Genomic DNA, 22,650 nt, shown 5'->3' on the forward strand with positions numbered 1-22,650 from the left:
GCGTCAGTCCACGTCTCCACGAGCCAGGGCCGCTTCCATGGCCGGGACCTCCGGGGATACCTCGAGGCCCTGACCCTGACGCTGGCGCCGGGTCGCCAGGTAATAGACCAGCGCGACAGCGAACAGCACGAGGAATATAGCCGCGATGGCCAGGTTGTAATACACCATGGCAGCCAGGCTCAGGATGCCGAGGCCGAGAGCGACCGCGGGGAAGATCGGGTAGAACGGCACTTTGTATGGACGATGCAGTTCCGGCGCCTTCACCCGCAGGACGAACAGACTGATCATGCTCACGATGTACATGACCACCGCGCCGATGGCGGCCATGGTGATCAACTGATTGGTCTTGCCTGAAAATAGGGCAATGATGCCGATAGCCCCGCCGGTGATCAGTGCCCAGTGCGGCGTCTGGTATTTCGGATGAATCCGGGCCAGCGCCTTCGGCAGATAGCCGGCGCGTGCCAGGGCGAACATCTGGCGCGAGTAGCCGATGATGATGCCGTGGAACGAGGCGATCAGGCCGAACAAGCCGATGCCGACCAGCATATGGACCCAGCCGCTGTCCTTGCCGACCGCCATCGCCATGGCCTCGGGCAGCGGATAGTCCTTGTCGCTCAGTTGATGCCAGTCGCCCACGCCGCCGGCAATGAACATGACCCCGAGCGCGAGCGCAACCAGAGTGGCGATGGCCGCGATGAAGCCGCGCGGAATGGTGCGTTTCGGTTCGCGGGCCTCTTCGGCGGCCATGGCCACGCCTTCAATGGCGAGGTAGAACCAGATGGCGAACGGAATGGCCGCGAAAATGCCGCCGATGCCGTTCGGCATCGGATCCCTCATGAAGTTATCAGCGGAAAAATGCGGACCCACCACGCCCATGAAGATCATGAGCTCGCAGATCGCCACGATGGTCACGAACAGTTCGAAGATGGCAGCTTGCTTCACGCCCAACAGGTTGATGCCCACGAAAACGAGATATGCGCCAATGGCGACGGTCATTACCGGAATCTGCGGAAACAGGAAATGGACGTAGCCGCCCAGGGCATAGGCGATGGCCGGCGGCGCGAAGACAAATTCAACCAGCGTGGCGTAACCGGCGATCAGGCCGCCGAACGGCCCCAGGGCCCGGTGCGCAAAGGCAAACGGGCCGCCCGCGTGTGGAATCGCTGTACTCAGCTCGGCAAAGCTGAACACGAAGGTGGTGTACAGCGCCGTGATCAACAGGGTGGCGATCAGAAAGCCGATCGTGCCGGCTTCGCCCCAGCCGTAGTTCCAGCCAAAATATTCGCCGGAAATGACCAGCCCGACCCCAATGCCCCAAAGGTGCCAGGACCCCAATGCTCGGCGCAGACCAGGTCCGGATTCTGTAGTCATAGCTCACGCTCGCAGATGCAGAAGATGTCGTGTCGGGTTGGCTTGACGAGCAGAACGCCCGTACCGCGTTGGTAAAATAAGCAAACGCCATGCCATTGGTGCGTTAGCCAATGAAAATAAAGCAAAAAAAATGTTGCACGCCTGATGCATAGCCGGGTATGGGTTGGTTTATGCTTCCGTTCGGTGCGTGCTGAATGGCAGGGCACCAAGCCGGTGCGAAGCGCGTGGCCATAGGCAAAGTGGGCGTTCGCGATTGCCGAGCTGTTCGCAGCCCGGTCGGCAAGCCCACAGCCGATAGGTCCGGACGGTAGAAACGGCGATCGCGGCGCGGCCGGATCAGGGGCGGCAACGACCCATAGCCGGCCGTGCGTGTCCATAGGCGCCGCCGCTCTGCGGGACGATGGCCCCGAAGCATCGGGTCTACCGGCTACCGCCGCGCTCGGATCCGGCGGCGTGCGATGACGTTTGAGCGGCCTATCGTGTAAGCCGAGGCCGGCCTGAGCTCATCGCCTGCCTGGGCGTGGCCGCCGGTTTTGCCGTTGGGTGAGTTGGGCGGGCGGTTGGCATCGTTGTGGTTCGCGTCGAGCGGCGGGTGTACGCTTGCCGCGCGAAATCGGCCAACGTTCGAGGATGCCGTGAAAGACGTGATCATGCGTGTCTACGATGTCGCCATCGATGTGGTGGTCATCGGCCTGGTATTGGTCATGCTGGTGACATTGGGGTTTGCCTTTTTCGATGTGACGGCGGGGCTGTTCCGGCTGTTGCCGACCATGAAGACAGCCGAGCTCGATGCCGCCGACTTTCGCGATCTGGTATCGAGCGTGCTCGACGTATTCGTGATCATCGAGCTGTTCAGTACATTCGTTCAGTATGTGAAGGTGCGGCGCATTCGACTGTCGATGTTGATCGACGTAACGGCCGTGTTCATTTTGCGCGATATGCTCGTTACGCTGTACGGCAAGACCTTCGATACTTCGCATCTGCTGGTACTCGCCCTGTTGCTCATCGTGCTGGTCATTGCCCGCAGCATTACCGGGTTCTTCCCGCCCAGGCCGCGCGATCATTCCTGAGCGGATTGCCGGCGCTTCGGCGGCGATGCAGCGTTGCCGAAGGCTGAGGGTCTTTTGCCATTCATGCCGGCTGTCGGCCCATCCGGGCCGGACGATTGCAATGCCGTGATCACCGTCGCGCCCCGGTCGGCGCGCAATCGGCCCTGTTCATCAGTATGCGAGCGCTCGGGGTCACGTGGATCGGCGTCTGCGCGGATTGTCGCGGCTGTCGTGCAAAAGGCGAAGAGCGTGGTTCATCGTTCGCTTCGGACGAGGCGGAGCACGGGCGCGCGTCGTTGCTGGGTGGCCGATGCGTGAGCTCGCCTTGGGCCGGGCTTCGGTGTGCTCGCGCGTGATGGCGGTGCGTGCGATGGGGGCCGCGCGGTTGCCGGCGAATGCGGCGCGCCTGCGTTCAAGCTCGGCCCGCATCGGCCGATAATCCCGGAACGGACCGCGTCATCCGGAATTCCTGACGGGGCGCGACGCCGGCCTGAGAAAGGGGCGGGGGATGGAGCGACAACATACATGGGGCACGGGCCGCTCCCCGCGGCGGCTTTTTCTGGGTCTGCTCGGCCTGTTCGTGTTGGCCGAGTGCGGCGTCTGGCAGTTACTGCGGCCGGCGCGCGGTTGGCCGTGGGCGCTGATCCGGAATATCGACGTTCAAAATCGACATGCAATTGCGATCGTGTTGCTGGGCGTCACGTTCATCACCGCGCTGGTGGTGCTTGTGCAATGTATCGCTCGACCATTGCGCCAGCTGGCTGATCATGTGGCTGAGGTAAGTGAACGCTCGCTCGCGGATGCGCCGCAAATCCCATGCGAGCGCCGCAGCGACATCGAAGGGATTCGAGCCAGTATCGATCGCCTCGTCGCGACGCTGGAGCAGCATCACGAGGACCTGTTGCAGCAAACGCTCAACGATCCGTTGACCGGGCTTGGCAACCGCCGCCTGCTCGAGCAACGTCTCGAAACGCTGTTGCCACTGGGTCACCGGCTTCACGCCTCGATTTCGGCAATGATGATCGATGTCGACCATTTCAAAGCGTATAACGACTATTATGGTCACCCGGCCGGCGATGCGTGCCTGATCGAAATCGCCAATGTTCTGCGCGATACCTTTCGCCGCGATACCGATGTGATTATCCGCTTCGGTGGTGAAGAATTTCTGGTCGTGCTGGTGAACGTCAGTGGCGAGGATGCGGTCGGCTTGGCCGAAGCCATGCGCTCGATGTTGCAACTCGTGGGCCTGCCGCACGAAAAATCCGAGACGGCCGCAACGGTGACCGTCAGTATCGGCGTAGCCACAGCGGCTTCCGGTCTGGTGATGGGGCTGGATACGCTGATCGCCTGTGCCGATGAGTGCCTATATCACTGCAAGGCCGAGGGTCGTAATCGAAGTATGCATCGATTCGTCGACGATGCGCGCGCCATGGGCGATTCGATCGACCTGGTGCGCGGCCGGACGGAAAAACTGTTCCGGGTGTCGGCTTGAGCGCGACATCCCGGGGCCGAGCTCGTGGCTATGCATGGCCATGCATTGAGGTTGCTCGCGAGAGCGTCCGTTTTTCGATGGGCATCCCGGGTTTGGCCCATACGGGCCGGACGATCAGAATGATGTAATGACCGTCGCGCCCACGCCGGCAAAGTCGTTCATGTTCATCAGCGCGTCGCAGGCGTCTTCCAGCGCAATCCGCTGACCGATGATCCGGCCCGGCGCGAGCTTGCCGCGGCCTACCATGTCGAGCATGGCGCTGTAACGATGTGCCTGCATGCCATGACTGCCAAGCAGCTCGATTTCCTGCGCCACGATTCTGTCCATGGGGACGGGCGGTCGACTGTGTTCGCCCAGCATCAGTCCAATCTGGACGTGCCGGCCGCGGCGGCGAAGGCTCATGATGGAATTGAAGCAAGTGGCCGGATGCCCGAGGGCGTCGAGCGAGACATGAGCGCCGCCCTGCGTGATCCCGGTGATCGCGTCGACCACGTCAACGCATTCGCTGGCGTTGATGGTTGCTACGGCGCCGAGGGATCGGGCGAGCTCCAGCTTGTCGTCGGCGATATCCACGGCAACAACGTTCGCGCCGAGCGCGTTGGCGATCATGAGCGCGGACAGGCCGACGCCGCCGCAGCCATGCACGGTGACCCATTGGCCGCCGGATACGCGGCCCTGATCGACCACGGCACGAAAGGCCGTGGCGAAGCGGCATCCGAGGCTGGCTGCCGTGGCGAAGTCCATGTCGTCGGGGAGGGCGACCAGGTTGAGATCGGCGTGGTGGAGGCTGGTGTATTCGGCGTATGAGCCCCAGTGGGTGAAGCCCGGCTGGAATTGATCATGGCAGACTTGTTGCTGGCCCGCCCGGCACTCGTCGCAGGCCCCGCAGCCGCCCACGAAAGGGACGGTGATCCGGTCGCCGGCCTGCCAGCGTGACACGTCCTTGCCCATGGCCACGACCGTGCCGGCCAGCTCGTGGCCCGGGACATGGGGCAGCGTGATGTCGGGGTCGTGGCCCATCCAGGCGTGCCAGTCGCTGCGGCAGAGCCCGGAGGCCTCAACCTGGACAACCACGCCATGCGGCTCGGGCTCCGGGGTCGGCACCTGCTGAATCTGCGGCGGCGCCTGGAACGATTCGAATACGACGGCTTTCATGACAGGGGGTCCAGCTTGGGGCGCTTGCCCGAGCGATGATACGCGTGGCGGGCGGCCGGCGCTTCGAGAGCCGGGCCGCGCGATGCGCGGCGCGCGAGCGTGTTCTTACGGTTTCGTAAAGTTGCGGCAAACGCCCCGCAAGCCCGGGCCTGCGAGTCTGTAGATCACCCGCAGGGCGGGTTTCGGGCCCACGACGAGTCCCGAGGATTGTTATGTTCTTCAGGAGAAAACGATGCGTTTTAAAGCTTTTACGATTGCAATGACCGCGCTGGCCGTCGTCGGCGGCATTTCGACTGCCGCCTACGCAGGCACCGGCACGCCGGATGGCGCCAAGTTAACCATGCAGCAAGCCCGGTCCGAGGCGCTGAACCAGGTGCATGGAACGATCAAGAGCGCCGAGCTGGAAAAGGAAGGCGGCGGTTCGGGCTTGCGTTACTCGTTCGATGTACAGACCAGGCACGGGATTCGCGAGGTCGGCATCGATGCCGTTTCCGGCAAGGTGCTCGAAAACAGTAGCGAAAGTGCGCATACCGAGGCACAGGAGGCCCGGAGCGAGCACGAGCAGTCGTCGAATTCGCACGCCGGCGAAACCGAAGACCACGATCAGGACCGAAACGGCGCAGACGATTAGGATAGGGCCAGCGGTCGGCAGGCGGGCGTGCCCCGTCTGCCGCCCTCAGTCCGACGGAAAACGAGTAGGCCACGGCGTGCGCAAGATTCTGCTGATTGAAGATGATCCGGAGACCGCCGACTATGTAGCGCGCGGTTTGCGCGAACTGGGGCACACCGTCGATATCGCGCGCGATGGCGCCGAAGGCCTGTTTTTCGCGACGGAAGAAAGCGGCTATGCGTTGCTGATTGTGGATCGCATGCTGCCCCGGCTGGATGGTCTGGCCATCGTGAAAACCATGCGCGATGCGGGTTTGAAGACGCCAGTGCTGTTTCTGACCACGATGGGCGGTATCGATGATCGAGTCGAGGGGCTGGAGGCCGGCGGCGACGATTACCTCACCAAGCCCTTTGCCTTTGCTGAATTGGCCGCGCGGGTACAGGCGCTGGCTCGGCGCCCACCTTTGCAGAGCGAGGCAACGATACTGCAGGTTGCCGATCTGACCATGGATATCGTCAAAAGACGCGTGTGGCGGGGCAACCAGGCCATCGAGCTTCAGCCGCGGGAGTTCCGCCTGCTCGAATATCTCATGCGCCACGCCGGCGAGGTGGTCACTCGAACCATGCTGCTCGAACACGTGTGGGACTTCCACTTCGAGCCCAGGACGAGCGTTGTCGAAACGCATATCAGCCGCCTGCGCGCCAAGATCGATCGCGGTTTTGAAACACCCTTGCTGCACACGGTGCGGGGCGCCGGTTACTCGATCCATGCCGCTGCCTAACCTGTTTCGCAGCCGGGCTTTCCGTAACGGCCTGGCCTACGCCGGGTTGTTCACCTTCAGCGCCGTCATCCTGTTTGCCGTGGTGTATTGGCAGACGGCGGGCTACATGAAAAGCCAGATACACGCGACCATCGCCCACGAAACACATAGCCTTACCCGGGAATACGACGCCGGTGGGCTGGCCGAGCTGAAAAACGCGATCAACGATCGTCTCGAATCGGGGAACAGCGACAATCATTATGTTCTGGTCGCGCACGGGGCGCGCCTTGCCGGCGATCTTCCCGCAACAGCGGCGGCTGTCGGCTGGTCTGACGCGTATCGCCCGATCCATAACGTTTCCGCCGCCCGCGACCGGCCGGACAGCGGGCGTGTGCCCATCATTCGCCATGGCACCCGGCTGCCCGATGGGGCCGTCCTGGTGGTGGCTCGGGATGCCCGGCAATTGGCCGCACTACGGGCGCGCCTGGTGTATGCCGTGCTCTGGGGGTTGCTTGTCGTGTTGCTGCTCGGCGCCGCCGGCGGGGCGCTGATGGGGCGGGCGGCGCTGCGCCGCGTCGAGAATATCAATCGGGTCGCAAGCCGGATCAGCGACGGCGATCTGTCGCAACGCGTGCCCGACAGTGGGCGCGGCGACGAATTCGACCATCTGGCACGGCATCTCAACCGGATGCTCGATCAGATCGAACGCCTGATGCACAGCATGCGCCAGGTGAGCAGCGATATCGCGCATGACCTGCGCACGCCGCTCGGCCGGTTGCGTCAGGGGCTGGATACGGCCCGCGTGCAGGCCCATTCGGTGGATGATTACCAGCGCGCCGTCGATCGGGCCATTGTGCAAACCGATCAGATTCTCGAGACGTTTTCCGCGTTGCTGCGTATTGCGCAGATCGAGTCCGGCAGCCGGCGCGCACGCTTCACGCGTTTTGACCTGTCGGCGCTGGCGGATACGCTCGCAGAGACCTACACCGTGGTGGCCGAAGAGACGGGCCATGTCCTTGCCGCCGAAATCGAGCCGGCTGTGGCCGTCCGCGGCGACCGCGAACTGGTGACACAAGCGCTGGCGAATCTGATCGAAAACGCGATCACGCATACGCCGCCCGGCTCCCATATCGATATCCGGCTGCGAACGAGCCAGGGCAGTGCTGTGGTCTGTATTGCCGACAACGGGCCCGGTATTCCTTCCGAGGCCATCGATAAGGTGACACAGCGGTTCTACCGGCTCGAAGCGAGCCGTACCACACCCGGCAGTGGTCTGGGTTTGAGTATGGCCGCGGCGGTGGTCGATCTCCACGATGCCGTCCTGAGACTCGAGGATAATGCGCCGGGGTTGATTGTCTCGTTCCGTCTGCCGTTGGCGGATTATTAATCCGGCATCAAAACAGCTGACTTCATCAGCTGTTTTTAACGCCTTCAAAAATAAAAGCCGGCGCCTGTCCGTCTTTTGTTTTCAAAGGCTTCGCGGCCGATGGCCGCGGCGAGCATGCGGTCGCATACGCGCGCTATTAACCCGAAAAATCATCTATTTTTGTGCCGGGTTAATAACCGCTTGCCTGCGGCGAGGGGTGCGCCGTGCAGATTCGGTTTGCAACCCGCGCCGGGGCCGGGCCATGCGGTTGATCTGCCGTCGTGGCGCGCAGTGCCGGCCCGAGCGCGGCACGGGCCGGCGAGGGCAACACTTATGCCATGGCGGTCAGCACGAGCTTGCCCACGGTATGGCCTTGTTCGAGGCGTCGATGGGCTTCGGTGAGATTGTCTACATTCAATGGCCCGATCACGGCACCGAGCGTGCTGCGGATGCGGCCCGAGTCGAGCAGCCCGGCGAGCTCGGCCAGGATTTCGCCGTGACGTTCCGGGTGATACCCGTGCAGCGCGCGGGCGAACATGAACTCCCAGCAGAAGCTGGCGGCCTTGGATTGCAGCGCATTGATATCGACTGCCTGCTCGGTTTCGGCGATGGCGACGATCCGGCCCAGCGGGCGGATGGCTTCGACCATGTTCTGCCAGTGCACGCCGATATCATGGCAGTTGAAGATGTAGTCGACCGTGTCGTGGCCGGCGGCGCGCAGGGCCGGAACCAGTTCGTGGTGGTCGATGACCTCGTGGGCGCCCAGCGTGCGGCACCAGTCGGCCGATGCCACGCGCGACGCGGTTGCGATCACACTGATGCCGGTGAGTTGCCGGGCAAGCTGGATCACGCTGGAGCCCACGCCGCCGGCACCGTTGATCACGAGCAGCGTTTGTTCGCTGTGCGCGCCGGGGTCCGCGCGCAGCCCGAGCTTATCGAACAACCCTTCCCAGGCGGTCAGCGCAGTCAGTGGCATGGCGGCGGCCTGTTCGTTGCTCAGGCGCTGTGGCGCATGGGCGACCAGCCGACTGTCGACGAGTTGCTGCTCGGCATCGCAACCCGGCCGGTCGACCTGTCCGGCGTAATAGACCCGGTCGCCCACCTCGAAACCCGACGCCTCGTCGCCGGTGGCCTCGACCTTGCCGACGGCGTCCCAGCCGAGAATGGCCGGCTCGCCGAGATCGCCCAGCGCGCCGGCACGGACCTTGGTGTCGACCGGGTTCACGGCCAGGGCATCGATCCGAACCCGCAGATCCAGGCCGGTCGGTTCCGCGATGGGGCGATCGATCGTCTCGAAGGCGCCGGGGGCGTTGATATCGGTTGCGCCGCGGGTGGCGATAGCTTTCATGGCGTTGCTCCTGATTGAAAAGAGGCGCCGCGGATTGGGTCGATCATCGCCGCGGCGTTGGCGTCGTGCGTATGGCGGTGTATGGCGACGCCGGGAATGAATTGAAAGCCCGGGCGCTAGCGGCGTGCTCTGCCGATCCGGTCCGCCGCGGCGACGCCCGGGGCTGGCGCGACGCCGGTTGGCGCTTGGCGCGGACGCCGACGAAACGGCAACAGTCGCCAGCGGCCGAACGGAAAAATGACGAACGTTAGACCCGGCCCGTCACGGCCCGATTATTGTTGGCGGTAAACAAAAAGTCACGGATTCTCGTTAGTTTATCGTTATGGTCGTTATCTTCAGGGGGCGTTCCGGAGCCGGCGTCATGTCGTTTTATTTGCAGCATGCATCGGATTTCGATATGGCCGGTTCGTGAAAGCACAACTTTTGGCAGCTCTGGACCGCAGACCCAGGCGCGACGTGCGTTTCTGGGTGTCCCATGAACATCGCCTCGTTTTCCTGAGAATTCCAAAAAACGCGAGCAGCTACATGCGCGCGCTTTTCACCGCCAACCACCCGCTGGGGGCAGGGTTCGACGCGTCGGCGGAATCCCCGCGCGGGTACCGGTTGCGCACAGGGATCAGAGACATTCCGGTTACCCGGAGAACGATTCATCGTGCCCGCCATTACAAGACATTCGTTGTCATTCGGGACCCCATGGCCCGTATCGTCAGCGGGTTTCTGGATCGTGTCGTCAAAAAAAGCACGGGCAACCCACCCGACGCGCCGCACCCTCGTTTTTATCGCGGCATCAGCCGGTTCCACAACCGGGATATCAATCGGCGCACGATCACTTTTGAGCAATTTCTTGATTATGTGCTGGCCAAGCCGGATAAGCAGCGCAACAAGCATTATCGCAGCCAGAGTCATTTTCTGGGGCGTCATCGCTTCGATTTCTATGGCTGTGTGGACAACTTGTCTGACACGCTCGCTTTCCTCCGGGAGCAGGGCATGGTCACGGACGGCTTCCACGTCGCGTCTTCAAAGAAAACGGCATATGCCGCGCCCGGCGCACACGCAATTGATTGTCCGGCACGGGCAACCGCCCGCGATCTGAATGGTTACGATCACTTTCCGGCCGTCGCCGATTTCTTCGATGGCTCTTCGCTCGATCGTTTCGTCGAGGCTTACCGTGCCGATATCCGGTTGTACGTGCGTGCCCGCGGCATCGATATGCGCCAGCTGATCGATCGTTACTGAATGCCGCGAGTTCGCGGTCGTGCCGTGCCAGATTCGTGGATTCCGCTGCTGAGCCCTGGATGTTGCGGCCGGGATCGCGGGATGAGCGAGGCGATTGCCGGTAACGGGCGATTATCCGGTTCGAAGGGTTATTCCGGCAGGACGAGTCGTCATGACTCGAATTATTGTATGTCCGCGCCCTTTCGATGCCACTTGAGAGCTGGATATCGCGGATCCATCAGTCGCAAGCTGTCCGGGCAACGTTTTCTGAAAATCATCCGTTTTATAAGTTTTTCGAAGGTCAGACTAATGGCGGATTGTTCGTGGATGGGCGTCAAATACAATTAAATGCAGTGGCTTATGCAGGCTTAATGCGTAGATTTTCCGAAAATTAAAATTAAACAGATGCCGCTCAAGGCGGAATAACGCTGCGGCGGGCTATTGCTGGAGGATGGGCATGAAAATATCGTGGTCTAAATGCATTTTGGTATCTCTCGTTGTCGGCGGTGCGTTGATGAGCGCGCCGGCCTTCGCCAAGGACGTCAGCGCCTGTTTGATTACCAAGACCGATAGCAACCCCTATTTTGTCACCATGAGAAAAGGCGCGCTCAAGGAGGCGAAGAAACTCGGCGTCCACCTCAAGACCTACGCGGGCAAGTACGACGGCGATAATCAGTCTCAGGTGAGCGCGATCGAAGACTGCATGGCCGATGGGGTCGACGGCATTTTGATCACGGCCTCGGCGCCCAGTGCGATTGTTCCCACGGTACAAAAAGCGCGCAAGGCCGGGATCATGGTGATTGCGCTCGATACGACGCTGCAGCCGGCCAGTGCGGCCGACGCCACGTTTGCGACCGACAACTTCGAGGCCGGCAAGCTCGACGGCGAGTGGGCGAAGAAGCACCTCGGCAAGACCAAGGCCCATATCGCTTTTCTGGATCTTGCCACGAGCCAGCCGTCGGTCGGTGTCCAGCGTGATCAGGGTTTCATGAAGGGTTTCGGTATCGACATCAAGAACCCGAACAAATGGGGTGATGAAAACGATCCGCGCATCGTCGGGCATGCGGTCACCGGCGGCGCCCAGGATGGCGGACGCAAGGCGATGGAGAATCTGCTGCAGAAGAGTCCGGACATCAACCTGGTCTATGCCATCAACGAGCCGGCGGCCGAGGGCGCCTACCAGGCATTGAAGTCGGTCGGGATGCAGAACCGGGTCACGATCGTGGCCATCGATGGCAGTTGCAACGGTGTCCAGGATGTCCAGCAGGGCGTGATCGCAGCCGACGCCCAGCAGTTCCCGCTGCGGATGGCCAAGCGAGGCATCAAGGCCGTCAAGACCTATGTGGATAGCGGCAAGAAGCCCAGCACCAGTGCCGGGCTCGACTTCACCAATACCGGCGTTCATCTGATCACCGATGACCCGGTCAAGGGCGTCAAGTCGTACAGCACGAAATCCGGCATGAAGACATGCTGGGGCAAGCTCCAGTAGACCGGCCCGCCGGTCGATCGGTGGTGGTGGGCGCGTTGCCAGCCATGCCGGTCGACCCCGGTCTGCCGGCCAATCCTGTCGGCACTGATTTCATGCCGTCGCCGACCGGACGGCGGTATGACAGGCCTGTCTTGTTGGTTTCGTGGAGATTCGCATGAACAACGCCACCGAAGCGCCTGCATCCGGAGAACAACACCAGGGGCCGTTGCGCCGGGTGCAGCATTTTCTGCATGGCAATCCGGCGGCCGTGCCGATCATCGTCGTGATCCTGTCGGTTATCTTCTTCTCGATAGCGGTCGGCTCGAGGTTCTATTCGGCCTTCGCGCTGACGTTGATTCTCCAACAGGTGGCGATCACCGGTATCGTGGGCGCCGGCGAGACGCTGATCATCCTGACGGCCGGCATCGATCTGTCGGTGGGCGCCATCATGGTGCTGAGCTCGGTGGTGATGGGCCAGTTCGCCATGCATTACGGCGTGCCCGGGTTCGTCGCCGTGCTCGCCGGGTTGGGTGTGGGCGGCATCTGCGGCCTGTTGAGCGGCCTGCTGGTATCAGTCGTGAAGTTGCCGCCGTTTATCGTCACCCTCGGCGCCTGGTCGGTCTATGGCGCGACGACCTACATCTATTCGGGTAACGAAACGGTACGCAGTCAGGATATCGACCGGGTGGCGCCGATCCTGCATTTGCTGGGCAACTCCTTCCGGATTGGCAACGCGGTGTTCACCTATGGCGTGGTGCTGATGGTAGCGCTGGCACTGGCGCTGTGGTTTGCGCTGAATCACACGGCCTGGGGGCGCCATGTCTACGCGGTCGGCGACGACAAGGACGCCGCGCTTCTGGCCGGCATCCGCACCGGCCGTGTTCTGGTCTCGGTGTATGTGGTGGCCGGTGTGATCTGCGGCCTCGCCGGCTGGACGCTGATCGGACGCATCGGGGCCATATCGCCGCAGGCCGGGCAGATGGAAAACATCGAGGCCATCACGGCGGTGGTGATTGGCGGCACGTCGCTGTTCGGCGGGCGCGGCTCGATTATCGGCACCTTGTTCGGCGCGTTGATCGTGGGCGTGTTTTCGCTCGGTCTTCGCCTGCTCGGCACGGACCCGCAATGGACCCAGCTGGCCGTCGGCGCGCTGATCATCATCGCGGTAACCACCGACCAGTGGATCAGGAAGATTTCGGCATGAATACAGACACCCAACCCATCCTCTCCGGCCGGGGACTGACCAAACGCTATGGCCGGGTCACGGCGCTTGATAATGCCGATTTCGATCTCTACCCGGGCGAGGTTCTGGGTGTGATCGGTGACAATGGCGCGGGCAAATCGACTTTGATCAAGGCCATATCCGGGGCGGTGGTGCCCGATGCCGGCGAGATACGGCTCAACGGCACGCCGGTGCAGTTCGCTTCGCCCATGAACGCGCGCGATGCCGGTATCGAGACCGTGTACCAGACGCTCGCGTTGTCGCCGGCACTGTCGATCACGGATAACATGTTTCTCGGCCGGGAAATACGCCGGAAGGGTATTCTCGGGTCGCTGTTCCGGATGCTGGACCGGCCGGCGATGGAAGACTTCGCGCGGGAAAAACTGTCGGAACTGGGCTTGCTGACGATCCAGAACATCAGCCAGGCGGTCGAAACACTGTCGGGCGGCCAGCGCCAGGGCGTGGCCGTGGCGCGCGCGGCGGCCTTTGCCGCCAAGGTCATCATCATGGACGAGCCGACCGCGGCGCTCGGCGTGAAGGAGTCCGGCCTGGTGCTCGAGTTGATCCGCGACGTGAAGAAACGCGGCCTGCCGATTGTGCTGATCTCGCACAACATGCCGCATGTATTCGAGGTGGCCGACCGGGTCCACATCCACCGTCTGGGACGGCGCGTCGCGGTGGTCGACCCGAGGACCATGTCGCCGTCCGATGCCGTCGCGATCATGACCGGCGCCAAGGAACCGCCGGCCGAGGACGTGGCGGCCTGACGCCCGTGCCGCGCCCGAGCCGTAGCCCCAATATTGCACGCCAGTCTTGATGCCAATACAGCCGCTTGGCTCCGCGGCCGAGTGGCGCCCTTGCCGGCAAACACAGGCGAAAAAGAGCTCGATGCGCAGAAGGTGGGGCGCCGCTTCTCAACGCTCAGGATTTGCCCCGTGCCGGGGTAGCACTCCGGTTGCTTTTCACCCGGATTTGGACTCGGGCGACGACGGGAAGCGGCAGCTCCCGCCGAGCTAGTGGCTTGGCCGGTGCCCCGGGGGGGGGCGGAACACGACAGTGGCGTTTGCCGCGGATTCATACGGGGCGTTTTTTGCCCCACCGAGCCGCTGCGTTGACCGCTGAAGCGGCGACCGGCGGCTACGGTTCATGGTGGCTCGATTCGCGATCTTTGGGCACGGAACTTGCTGCTCTTTTGTTATTGAGCGGTTCCGCGACCTTTTGCTGATAGCGGTATGGAGGTCGCACCCAGCACGATGCGTGAAAGAATGTTCATAGGTCGGCGCGCCGGACCGCATAGCCTTTTGGGGGTTGAATATAATGACGACTGACGCAGGTCAGCCGATTGTCAGTTTCCGCGATGTACATAAATCGTTCGCGCGTACCGAGGTGCTCAAGGGGATTTCGCTCGACGTCGAGCGTGGCGAGGTGGTGTGCATCATCGGGCCGTCCGGGTCGGGCAAGTCGACCGCCTTGCGTTGCATCAACGGGTTGATTCCGATCGACCAGGGCCGTATCCGGGTCGGCGATTTCGATGTCGATCGGTTGCGCAGCGACAAGAACAAGATCGCGCTGCGCAAAGTGGTGTCCATCGTGTTCCAGCAGTACAACCTGTTCCCGCACAAGACGGCGCTGGAAAACATCATGATGGCGCCGATTCAGGTGCTGGGGGAAGACCGGTCGGAGGTCGAGGCGCGGGCTCGTGCCTTGCTGAAGAAGGTAGGGCTCGATGGGCGCGAGAAACATTATCCCGGCGAGTTATCGGGTGGCCAGCAACAGCGTGTGGCAATCGCGCGGGCGTTGGCAATGCGTCCGGAAGTCATGCTGTTCGACGAAGTGACCGCCGCACTGGATCCGGAAACGGTCAAGGGCGTGCTGGAGACCATTCGCGAGCTGGCCGCCGAAGGCATGACCTGCATTTTGGTCACCCATGAGATGGGCTTTGCCCGGGAAGTGGCCAACCATGTTTATTTCACCGACGGCGGCGTGATTGTCGAGCACGGCCCGCCGGCCGAGTTGTTGAGCAACCCACGGGAAAAACGTACGCAGGCCTTTCTTTCCCAGGTCCTGTAACGAGCCACAGAACGAATTTTACAAATGGCGCGAAGTCGCGCTTCGTCCAGTCCATGAAGGGGGATTATCCGATGCACAAGCCGATTCAGACTCGTTTACGCAAGTTTCGCTTGCTGGTTCAGGCCGCTATGGTGGCCAGCCTGGCCGTTGGGGTGTTCACGGCGGCGCAGGCCGATACGCTGGGCGACATCAAATCGCGCGGAAAGCTCATTGTGGGTGTGAAGGCCGATTACAAGCCGTTCGGCTATGTGGATGCGAACGGCCACAACGTGGGCCTGGAGATCGACATCGCCCATTACCTGGCGCTCAAGATGCTGGGTAGCCCGGATGACGTGCAACTGGTGCCGGTCACGGCCTCCAATCGCATCGAATATCTGCGCCAGGGCCGGATCGATCTCACCCTGGCCACGATGTCCGACACGCCAAAACGCCAGAAGGTGATCGATTTCTCGCGCGACTACTACGCCTCCGGCACCGCGCTGATGACGCGCAAGCAGGCGAACATCCATTCCTGGGCCGACGCCAAGGGCAAGAAGGTCTGCGGCATCCAGGGCTCGTTCTACAACACCGAGCTCAGCAAACGCGGTATTCAGATGGTCAATTATCCGTCGACCGCCGAAGTCTACAAGGCGCTCAAGGATCATCGCTGCATCGGTTTTGCCTATGACGATTCGGCGCTGGTCGGCAAGCTGCTCGACCCCGCCTGGGGCAAGAACTGGCATATCGCTACGCCGGCTATTCTGGAAACCCCATGGGGGATCGGCATCCGCAAGGGCGAGGACTCGCTCAAGAAAGAGGTCGACGGCATCGTGAAAGAGATGGAGGGCTCCGGCTATATTTATGCGCTGCAGACCAAATGGGGTATTCCGCATACCGCCTACGTCAAGAATGCGATGCAGCAAGCCCGGGGCAGTTGATCAGCCGCCACTAATCACGTCTCTGGCCACGACAGGCGTCGTGCACAGCTCCAGAACAAGCGCCGGCCTCGGTGCCGGCGCGTCCTCGACGGGTTTTTCATGATCTTCGGATTGTCGTTTACCTGGCTCGAGAATCCCCTGTACCAGCAATGGCTACTGCAGGGGCTCGAGAACACCCTGCTGTTGTCGGTGTCGTGCATCGTGGCGTCGATGATCATCGGCGTTGTCGGTGCGTGGCTACAGGGTTCGCGCTTCGGGCTCGTACGTCAGGCCGTGGCGGTGTACGTGCAGATTTTCCGCAACACGCCGCCCCTGGTGCAGCTGTTCTTCTTCTTTTTCGTATTGGCCGGGTTGCAGCCGCATGTGTTCGATCCCGCCACAGGCGGCATGCGGCCGCTGCTGGGGCCGTTCGGCACCTCGGTGTTCGCCCTCAGTCTGTTTGCCGGCGCCTTCAACGTGGAAATATTCCGTTCCGGTATCGAAGCCGTGCCGGACACCCTCGATGAAGCCGCTGAAAGCCTTGGATATTCGCGCCGCAAGCGCTATCTGGCGATTACGCTGCCGCTGGCGTTTCGCATCGCCATGCCGGCGCTGAACAACAACCTCATCAATCTGATCAAGACGACCGCCGAAGCTTCGGCAATCGCGACCCCCGAGTTGCTCTACTACGCCGGTCAGATCTATTCCGATAACTTCCGCACGCTGGAAGTGATGATGTTCATCTGGGCCGTCTATATCGTGATCATTGCCATCTTCCTCGGCGGCATGCGTCTGCTGGAACGGCGACTGAGAATCCCCGGCTATGGCGACGCAAGCTAATACGCAACACACGCCGGTTCTTTATACCGCGGGCGTGATCGCGATACTCACGGCGATCGCAGTGGTCGTGATAGTGACGCAAACGACGCTGGATTACTGGGCGACCATCTGGCACCGCGTGCCTTATCTCCTGACCGACAACCAGCAGTGGTGGCCGATCGAGGGCGGTTTTGCAGCCAACGTCGGCATCAGTATCGCCTGTATGATCATCGGTACGGTGCTGGGTACATTCGTCGGTCTTGGCCAGGTCTCGCGCTGGCGTGCGGTGTCGGCCCCGATGTGGCTGATCACCCAGTTCTTTCGCAACTCGCCCTGGTTGGTGGTGTTGTACGCGATCCTGTATCTGTTTCCATACCGGCTGGAGCTGTTCGGTTTCAGTTTCGTCTTTCCCAGTGTGGCCAAGGCGATCATCGGCCTGTCCCTGCCGGCGGCGGCGAACGTCTCGGAAATCGTGCGGGGCGGCGTGCAATCGATTCCGAGCACACAGTGGGAAGCCGCGGCATCGCTGGGCTACACACGCCGCCAGGCGATGTATCGCATTATCCTGCCGCAGGCCTTGCGCCGCATGATTCCGCCCTGGATGAATCTTTACGCCATCATCACCATGGGCACGGCGCTGACCAATCTGGTGGGCGTGGACGAAGGGCTGACCGCGGTACGCCGCGTGCTGGAACTGCTGGGCGAAAATTATGCGATTCCGCTCTACGGCATCCTCATGCTGCTGTTCCTGATCTATTGCTACCCGATCGCGCTGGCGTCCCGAAAACTCGAGGCGCGCTTCCGCCAGTAACGACCACCGAACTCGCGCGCAGACTCAAAGGATCTAGACGATGGCGGAATATGATGTGGCAGTCGTCGGTCTCGGCGCCATGGGCAGTGCCACGCTGCACCAGTTGGCCAAGGCTGGCGTACGCGCGATCGGTATCGATCGTTTCATGCCGCCGCATACCCGGGGCTCGAGCCATGGCGATACGCGTATCACCCGGCAGGCGATTGGTGAAGGCCCGGATTATGTCCCGTTCGTGCTGCGCTCGCATGCGCTCTGGCGCGAATTGGAAGCCGCCACCGGTGAGACGATCTTCAATCCCTGCGGCACGTTGATCATGGCGCCCAGCGACATGCCGAACACCCACCACGGCAAGACGGGATTTCTGGAAACCACGATCGAGGCGGCCCGGGCGTATGGCATCGAGCACGAGCTGCTGGGGGCCGATGAGATCGCCGCGCGTTTCCCCCAGTACGTCGGGTTAGGTGGTCGCGAGCGGGCTTATTTCGAACCCGGCGGGGGGTACGTGCGGCCGGAGCGTGCCATCGCGGCCCAGCTCGAACTCGCGCGCCAGAATGGCGCGATGGTGTGCACCGATATGGTAGTGCAGGCCATACGCCAGAGCGGTGATGCCGTGGCGATCGAAACCGAAAACGATGTGATCCGGGCCGGGCGGGCAGTGGTCAGTGCCGGGGCCTGGACGGCCCCGTTGCTGGGCGCGCCGTTCGACCGGCTGCTTACGGTGAGTCGGCAGGTGCTGCACTGGTTTTCGCTGGCCGAAGGCGCCGTGGCGCCCGACGAGTGGCCGGTCTCGATCTGGATGCATGGCTCGGGTGATACCGACTATTTCTATTCCTTTCCGCCGCTGCCGGGCGAAGCCAGCATCAAGGTCGCGACCGAGCAGTATGCCTCCCACACAAGCGCGGATATGCTGGAGCGGAACGTCGGCGCCGACGAATCGGCGGCGATGTTCGATCATCACGTCAACGGCCGGATCGCTGGCGCCCGTGCGCCCGCGATTCGTGCGGCAGCCTGTTTGTACACCACGACGCCGGACCGCGGTTTCATCCTCGACTGGCACCCGGACATGGATCGCGTATTCGTGATCTCGGCCTGCTCGGGCCATGGTTTCAAGCACTCGGCCGGTATCGGTGAGGCCGTGGCTGGCGTGCTGCGGGACGAGGGTGAGCCGATCGATCTGGCCCCCTTCGCGTTATCGCGATTCATCGAGTGAGCCAGCGGCCCTCGGGGGAACCCGGGCGGCCGCGCCCAAGCCGGCGAATGCGGGTCGACTCAGTCTTCGAGCGTGCTCCAGCGCGTCAACGCCGTCGCGGGCGAGCGCAGGGCTTCCAGCACGGAAAAATGATGCTCACCGGCCAGTTCCACGGCTTGGGTGGCCACGCCCAGGCCGGTCCATATATTGGCGAGCAGGTGGGTCTGGCGCTTGAGTTCGGGCAGTTCGTCGCCGCCCACCACGCAGATCAGATCGCCGGGCAGGTCGGGCGACTGCAGCGCGGGCGAGGCGACCGTCGCGCGCTGTTCGGACAGGCCCAGCGTGCCGTTGATATCGGTGGTGGCGGCGATGGGGCGCAGGTCGTGCAGCCCGGAGATGGAGATGACGCGGCGGATGCGTTTTCGGGCCGAGGCCAGCAGGCCGCTGTGGGTGGTCACGGCATGGGTGACGAGATGGCCGCCGGCTGAATGCCCGGCCAGTACGAGCGGGCCGTTCACTTCGTCGGCAACCGCCTGAATGCCGGCAATCACGGCATCCGCTGCCGACTCCAGCGTGACGTCCGGGCACAGCGGGTATTCGATGAAGGCGACCCGCCAGCCGCGGGCGAGTGCGCCGGCGGCGAACTGGTGATTGTCGCGGCGCGACAACGCCCGCCAGTAGCCGCCATGGACGAAGATCAGCGTGCCCGCCGCTTCGCCCGCCGGCCCGAACAGGTCGAAGACTTCACGCTCGCCGACGCCGTAGGTGCGCTCCAGCGGTTGATCGGCGCCGCGCAGCGCGCGAAAGGCCGCGGCGTCGGCCTGCCAGTGGCGCAGCCAGTCGCCGGCGTCGGCTACCGCGGCGCGATTGTCGTAGGCGCGATCCCAGGCGTTGCTCATGGTCGAACCCCGTGCTGTGGCCGATCACCGTGGCGGCCGACCCTGTTCATGTTTCGCAAACAAAACGACCGGCCAGCGGCCGGTCGGTAAGCGGTATATACACCCGATTTTAGCAGGCGGGCGGCGACGCGACGAATACGCCGCGTCGCCGTGCGCTCGCCCCGTCGATCAGACGCCGATCTTGCTGAGCGCCTTGCCCGACAACAGGTTCGTTTCGATCTTCTCCAGCGAGATGCCCTTGGTCTCGGGCACGTACTTCAGCGTGAACAGGATGAACAGCGCGTTGACCGCGGCCAGCAGGCCGAAGGTCCAGGTGCCGCCAATGCCGTTGAACATGATCGGGAAGAAGAAGCCGATGCAGAAGTTGCCGATCCAGTTGGCGCCGGTAGAGGCGCCGATGCCGAAGTCGCGGCCCTGCAGCGGTTGGATTTCGGCGCACAGCGTCCAGATCAGCGGGCCGGCCGACATGGCAAAGCCGACCACGAACAGCAGCACCATGGCCATGGCGGTGTACTGCAGGAAGGTGGTGCTCGGGCCGATGTGGATGATCGTGCTCAGCAGCGCCATGGTAATCGCCATCATGGCGAAACCGGCGTAGAGAATCGGCTTGCGCCCGGCACGGTCGATCAGCGCGATGGCGATGAAGGTGGCCAGGACGTTGGTCAGGCCAGTGACCACGGTTGCCCACAGGCTGGCCGAAGTGCCTTCGAAACCCGCGGTCTGAAAGATCTGTGGGGCGTAGTACATGATCACGTTCATGCCGGTGAACTGCTGCACCAGCTGCAGGGCCACGCCGAGGAACACCGAACGACGGAAGTTCGGGTTGCGGCGGAACATCTGGAAGCCCTGCGCGCCGCGCTCCTGCTCGATCGCGTCCTGGATCTCGCCCATTTCGTAGTCGACTTCCTCGGTCGTGCCGCGCAGCCTGGACAGCACGTCGCGCGCTTCGTCGAAGCGGTCCTTGGCGGCCAGCCAGCGCGGGCTGTTGGGTACGCTCAGCGCGCCGAAGAACAGCAGCACGGCCGGGATCACCAGCACGCCGAACATCCAGCGCCAGCTCTCGATATACGAAAACGCCGCGTTGGAGACGAACGCCGCGAGGATACCGACCGTGACCATCAACTGGTAGAAGGAGATGGTCGTGCCGCGAATGCGCTCGGGCGTGACCTCCGACAGATACAGCGGGGCGGTGAACGAGGCCACGCCGACGGCCAGGCCGAGCAGGATACGGCCGATCCACAGCAGCGTCGGCCCGGGCGCGACCACGCACACCAGCGCGCCGATGATGAACAGCAGCGCAGAGGCCAGCAGCGCGCGCTTGCGGCCCATGGTCTTGGAGATCGTACCGGCGGACAGGGCGCCGATGGCGGCGCCGACCATCATCGACGACACGATCCAGCCCTCCATGGCAGAGGACAGGTTGAAATCCTTCTTGATGAAGGGCAGGGCGCCGGAAATGACGCCGATGTCCATGCCGAACAGCAGGCCGGCGAGCGCCGCCAGGCCGCAGGAAAGCCAGACCATCGGCACGATGTCGGCGTGGGCGACAGCGTCGGGCGTCGATTGCGATGTCGACGAGACGGAACCAGGTGCACCGGCCATATCGAATCTCCTTGAAATAGGGAAGGGAAGGGACAAAAACGGCGTATAAAATATCGGCGTTGGGCGATCATGCCCATCGCCGCACGCGGCAAGTAAGACTAAAGTCTCACTTATTTTGGAACTTTTGTTTCGCCTGGTGGCACTTTGCGGCGTCGTTGCTTCAACAGACGATGAATACGGTCTCGTCCCGGCGTGCACTCGCCGGCGAGTGCCGCCCACATGCGTTCGAGTGTCATCTGCGCGATCTTGTCGTGTTGTTGCGGCAGCGAATTGACCGCCATGGGCAGGAAATCGAGCACGCGGTCATCGCCGAAGGTGCCGGCCCGTGGCAGGGCCGGCGTGTCGCCGGCGTCGGCCAGCAGCACGTCGAGCGCGCCGTCGAGTAGCGGATAGGCGGCTGTGATCAGCGCATCGGGCATGGGGTGTTCGCTGAGCCAGTCGGTGAGCAGCCGTGCACCGCTGGCGCGATCGAAGGCCGCGGCGGTACGCACGGCGGCCTGGCAGTCGCCTTCGTGCGCGGCCACGGCCGCCATGAACCCGGCGCGCCGGCGCTCGGTGATCGACAGGCCGGGCACGGCATCCAGCCACAGGATGGTGTGTGTTTCGCGGGTCAGAACCGAGGCGGTGAGGCGGCGCGCGGCCTCCGTGTTGCTCGACGCCACGCTGCGAAAGCGTGTTTCGTCGAGTGGGCGGTCCAGGCCGATCACCGGCAGGCCGCCGGCCACGCCATCGTAGAACGGGTCGTCGCGGTCGAGACAGGAGGCCACGATCAACCCGTCGCAGCGGCGGGCGCGCAACGACTCGACCAGGCGGCGTTCGGTGGCCGCCTCGTCGTCGGAGTCGACGATGATCACCTGGTAGCCGGCAGCGCGCGCGCCGCGTTCGATGCGTTTGGCCAGGCGCGCGTAACTGGCATTTTCCAGATCCGGCACCACCAGCCCGAGGGTGCGCGTCTCGCCCCGGCGCAGCGCGACGGCCCGGGCGTCGACCTGGAAATCGTGGGCGGCGACCACGGCCTGGACGCGCGCCACGGTGGCGCGGCTGATGCGCCGGGCCTCGGCCTGGCCGTTGATCACGTAGCTGGCCGTGGTCCGGGACACGCCGGCGAGTCGGGCGATGTCGGCAAGGGTGCGGGCGGTCATGGTCGTGGCCCTCCTGGCGTGTCAGACTTTTGTCTGAAGCGCGGGTATTTCACTTGATTCCTCGTTCGAGCCATCTCAGCATACGACTGTAATGGCGCTGACACGATTCAGCCATGCGCCGATAGCCGCATACCACGGGCGGGCCGCCGCCCGCTGTATTACCGCG

20 protein-coding genes are annotated in these 22,650 nt (G+C 63.1%); 14 read left to right on the forward strand and 6 right to left on the reverse strand.

From position 1 onward, the window contains the following. Window positions 1–3: 3 nt before the first annotated feature. Window positions 4–1,371: an ethanolamine permease gene (gene eat, locus ACS8Y6_RS01410; RefSeq protein WP_440851371.1), complete on the reverse strand. Its 1,368-nt coding sequence runs from the start codon at window positions 1,369–1,371 to the stop codon at window positions 4–6. A 635-nt stretch (window positions 1,372–2,006) separates the two neighbouring features. Between eat and ACS8Y6_RS01415 the strand changes: the two genes are divergently transcribed. Together ACS8Y6_RS01415 and ACS8Y6_RS01420 are read left to right on the forward strand one after the other, a co-directional pair. Then, a complete protein-coding gene (locus ACS8Y6_RS01415) occupies window positions 2,007–2,441 on the forward strand; it encodes a phosphate-starvation-inducible PsiE family protein (RefSeq protein WP_440851372.1) in 435 nt (144 codons plus the stop codon). A 562-nt stretch (window positions 2,442–3,003) separates the two neighbouring features. After that, entirely contained in the window at window positions 3,004–3,912 is a 909-nt protein-coding gene (locus tag ACS8Y6_RS01420; protein ID WP_440851373.1) for a diguanylate cyclase, read from the forward strand. Between the two features lie 114 nt (window positions 3,913–4,026). Here the strand turns inward: ACS8Y6_RS01420 and ACS8Y6_RS01425 are convergent, their stop codons facing one another. Then, window positions 4,027–5,067 carry a zinc-dependent alcohol dehydrogenase family protein gene (locus ACS8Y6_RS01425; RefSeq protein ID WP_440851374.1) on the reverse strand — a complete coding sequence of 347 codons (1,041 nt, stop codon included), beginning with the start codon at window positions 5,065–5,067 and terminating at the stop codon, window positions 4,027–4,029. 259 nt (window positions 5,068–5,326) lie between these two features. On the opposite strand from ACS8Y6_RS01425, the gene ACS8Y6_RS01430 reads away from it, so the two are divergent. The 3 genes from ACS8Y6_RS01430 to ACS8Y6_RS01440 all read left to right on the forward strand — a co-directional run bounded on the left by ACS8Y6_RS01430 (window position 5,327) and on the right by ACS8Y6_RS01440 (window position 7,824). Continuing rightward, complete coding sequence (locus ACS8Y6_RS01430; RefSeq protein ID WP_440851375.1) at window positions 5,327–5,698, forward strand: PepSY domain-containing protein; 372 nt, start codon at window positions 5,327–5,329, stop codon at window positions 5,696–5,698. A 76-nt stretch (window positions 5,699–5,774) separates the two neighbouring features. Then, window positions 5,775–6,458 carry a winged helix-turn-helix domain-containing protein gene (locus ACS8Y6_RS01435; RefSeq protein WP_440854852.1) on the forward strand — a complete coding sequence of 228 codons (684 nt, stop codon included), beginning with the start codon at window positions 5,775–5,777 and terminating at the stop codon, window positions 6,456–6,458. Then, complete coding sequence (locus tag ACS8Y6_RS01440; RefSeq protein WP_440851377.1) at window positions 6,445–7,824, forward strand: sensor histidine kinase; 1,380 nt, start codon at window positions 6,445–6,447, stop codon at window positions 7,822–7,824. The genes ACS8Y6_RS01435 and ACS8Y6_RS01440 overlap by 14 nt, the downstream gene beginning before the upstream one ends. Before the next feature lie 310 nt (window positions 7,825–8,134). On the opposite strand, the gene ACS8Y6_RS01445 is transcribed toward ACS8Y6_RS01440, so the two are convergent. After that, window positions 8,135–9,151, reverse strand: coding sequence for a zinc-binding alcohol dehydrogenase family protein (locus tag ACS8Y6_RS01445; protein WP_440854853.1), 1,017 nt, complete (start codon window positions 9,149–9,151; stop codon window positions 8,135–8,137). A gap of 408 nt (window positions 9,152–9,559) precedes the next feature. Between ACS8Y6_RS01445 and ACS8Y6_RS01450 the strand changes: the two genes are divergently transcribed. From ACS8Y6_RS01450 to solA, 9 genes are all read left to right on the forward strand, one after another. Next, complete coding sequence (locus ACS8Y6_RS01450; protein ID WP_440854854.1) at window positions 9,560–10,387, forward strand: sulfotransferase family 2 domain-containing protein; 828 nt, start codon at window positions 9,560–9,562, stop codon at window positions 10,385–10,387. Between the two features lie 430 nt (window positions 10,388–10,817). Beyond that, on the forward strand, window positions 10,818–11,855 hold the full coding sequence (locus tag ACS8Y6_RS01455; RefSeq protein WP_440850775.1) for a sugar ABC transporter substrate-binding protein: 1,038 nt from the start codon (window positions 10,818–10,820) through the stop codon (window positions 11,853–11,855). A gap of 154 nt (window positions 11,856–12,009) precedes the next feature. After that, the gene (locus tag ACS8Y6_RS01460) at window positions 12,010–13,038 is read left to right on the forward strand and encodes an ABC transporter permease (protein WP_440850774.1); all 1,029 of its coding nucleotides are present in this window, start codon (window positions 12,010–12,012) and stop codon (window positions 13,036–13,038) included. After that, complete coding sequence (locus ACS8Y6_RS01465; protein WP_440850773.1) at window positions 13,035–13,823, forward strand: ATP-binding cassette domain-containing protein; 789 nt, start codon at window positions 13,035–13,037, stop codon at window positions 13,821–13,823. The genes ACS8Y6_RS01460 and ACS8Y6_RS01465 overlap by 4 nt, the downstream gene beginning before the upstream one ends. A gap of 550 nt (window positions 13,824–14,373) precedes the next feature. Beyond that, a complete protein-coding gene (locus ACS8Y6_RS01470) occupies window positions 14,374–15,126 on the forward strand; it encodes an amino acid ABC transporter ATP-binding protein (protein WP_440850772.1) in 753 nt (250 codons plus the stop codon). Window positions 15,127–15,197: 71 nt separating this feature from the next. Beyond that, the gene (locus ACS8Y6_RS01475) at window positions 15,198–16,043 is read left to right on the forward strand and encodes a transporter substrate-binding domain-containing protein (RefSeq protein WP_440850771.1); all 846 of its coding nucleotides are present in this window, start codon (window positions 15,198–15,200) and stop codon (window positions 16,041–16,043) included. 99 nt (window positions 16,044–16,142) lie between these two features. Further along, a complete protein-coding gene (locus tag ACS8Y6_RS01480; protein WP_440850770.1) occupies window positions 16,143–16,862 on the forward strand; it encodes an amino acid ABC transporter permease in 720 nt (239 codons plus the stop codon). Beyond that, complete coding sequence (locus tag ACS8Y6_RS01485; protein ID WP_440850769.1) at window positions 16,846–17,652, forward strand: amino acid ABC transporter permease; 807 nt, start codon at window positions 16,846–16,848, stop codon at window positions 17,650–17,652. The genes ACS8Y6_RS01480 and ACS8Y6_RS01485 overlap by 17 nt, the downstream gene beginning before the upstream one ends. 40 nt (window positions 17,653–17,692) lie before the next feature. Next, complete coding sequence (gene solA / locus ACS8Y6_RS01490) at window positions 17,693–18,862, forward strand: N-methyl-L-tryptophan oxidase (RefSeq protein ID WP_440854855.1); 1,170 nt, start codon at window positions 17,693–17,695, stop codon at window positions 18,860–18,862. A gap of 59 nt (window positions 18,863–18,921) precedes the next feature. Here the strand turns inward: solA and ACS8Y6_RS01495 are convergent, their stop codons facing one another. The 3 genes from ACS8Y6_RS01495 to cra all read right to left on the reverse strand — a co-directional run bounded on the left by ACS8Y6_RS01495 (window position 18,922) and on the right by cra (window position 22,484). Then, entirely contained in the window at window positions 18,922–19,740 is an 819-nt protein-coding gene (locus ACS8Y6_RS01495; RefSeq protein ID WP_440854856.1) for an alpha/beta hydrolase, read from the reverse strand. Between the two features lie 168 nt (window positions 19,741–19,908). Beyond that, on the reverse strand, window positions 19,909–21,264 hold the full coding sequence (locus tag ACS8Y6_RS01500; protein WP_440850779.1) for a sugar porter family MFS transporter: 1,356 nt from the start codon (window positions 21,262–21,264) through the stop codon (window positions 19,909–19,911). 188 nt (window positions 21,265–21,452) lie between these two features. Further along, complete coding sequence (cra, locus tag ACS8Y6_RS01505; RefSeq protein ID WP_440850766.1) at window positions 21,453–22,484, reverse strand: catabolite repressor/activator; 1,032 nt, start codon at window positions 22,482–22,484, stop codon at window positions 21,453–21,455. Between the last annotated feature and the right edge of the window lie 166 nt (window positions 22,485–22,650).

Source organism: Salinisphaera sp. RV14 (genome assembly GCF_052044135.1).
GTDB lineage: Bacteria > Pseudomonadota > Gammaproteobacteria > Nevskiales > Salinisphaeraceae > Salinisphaera.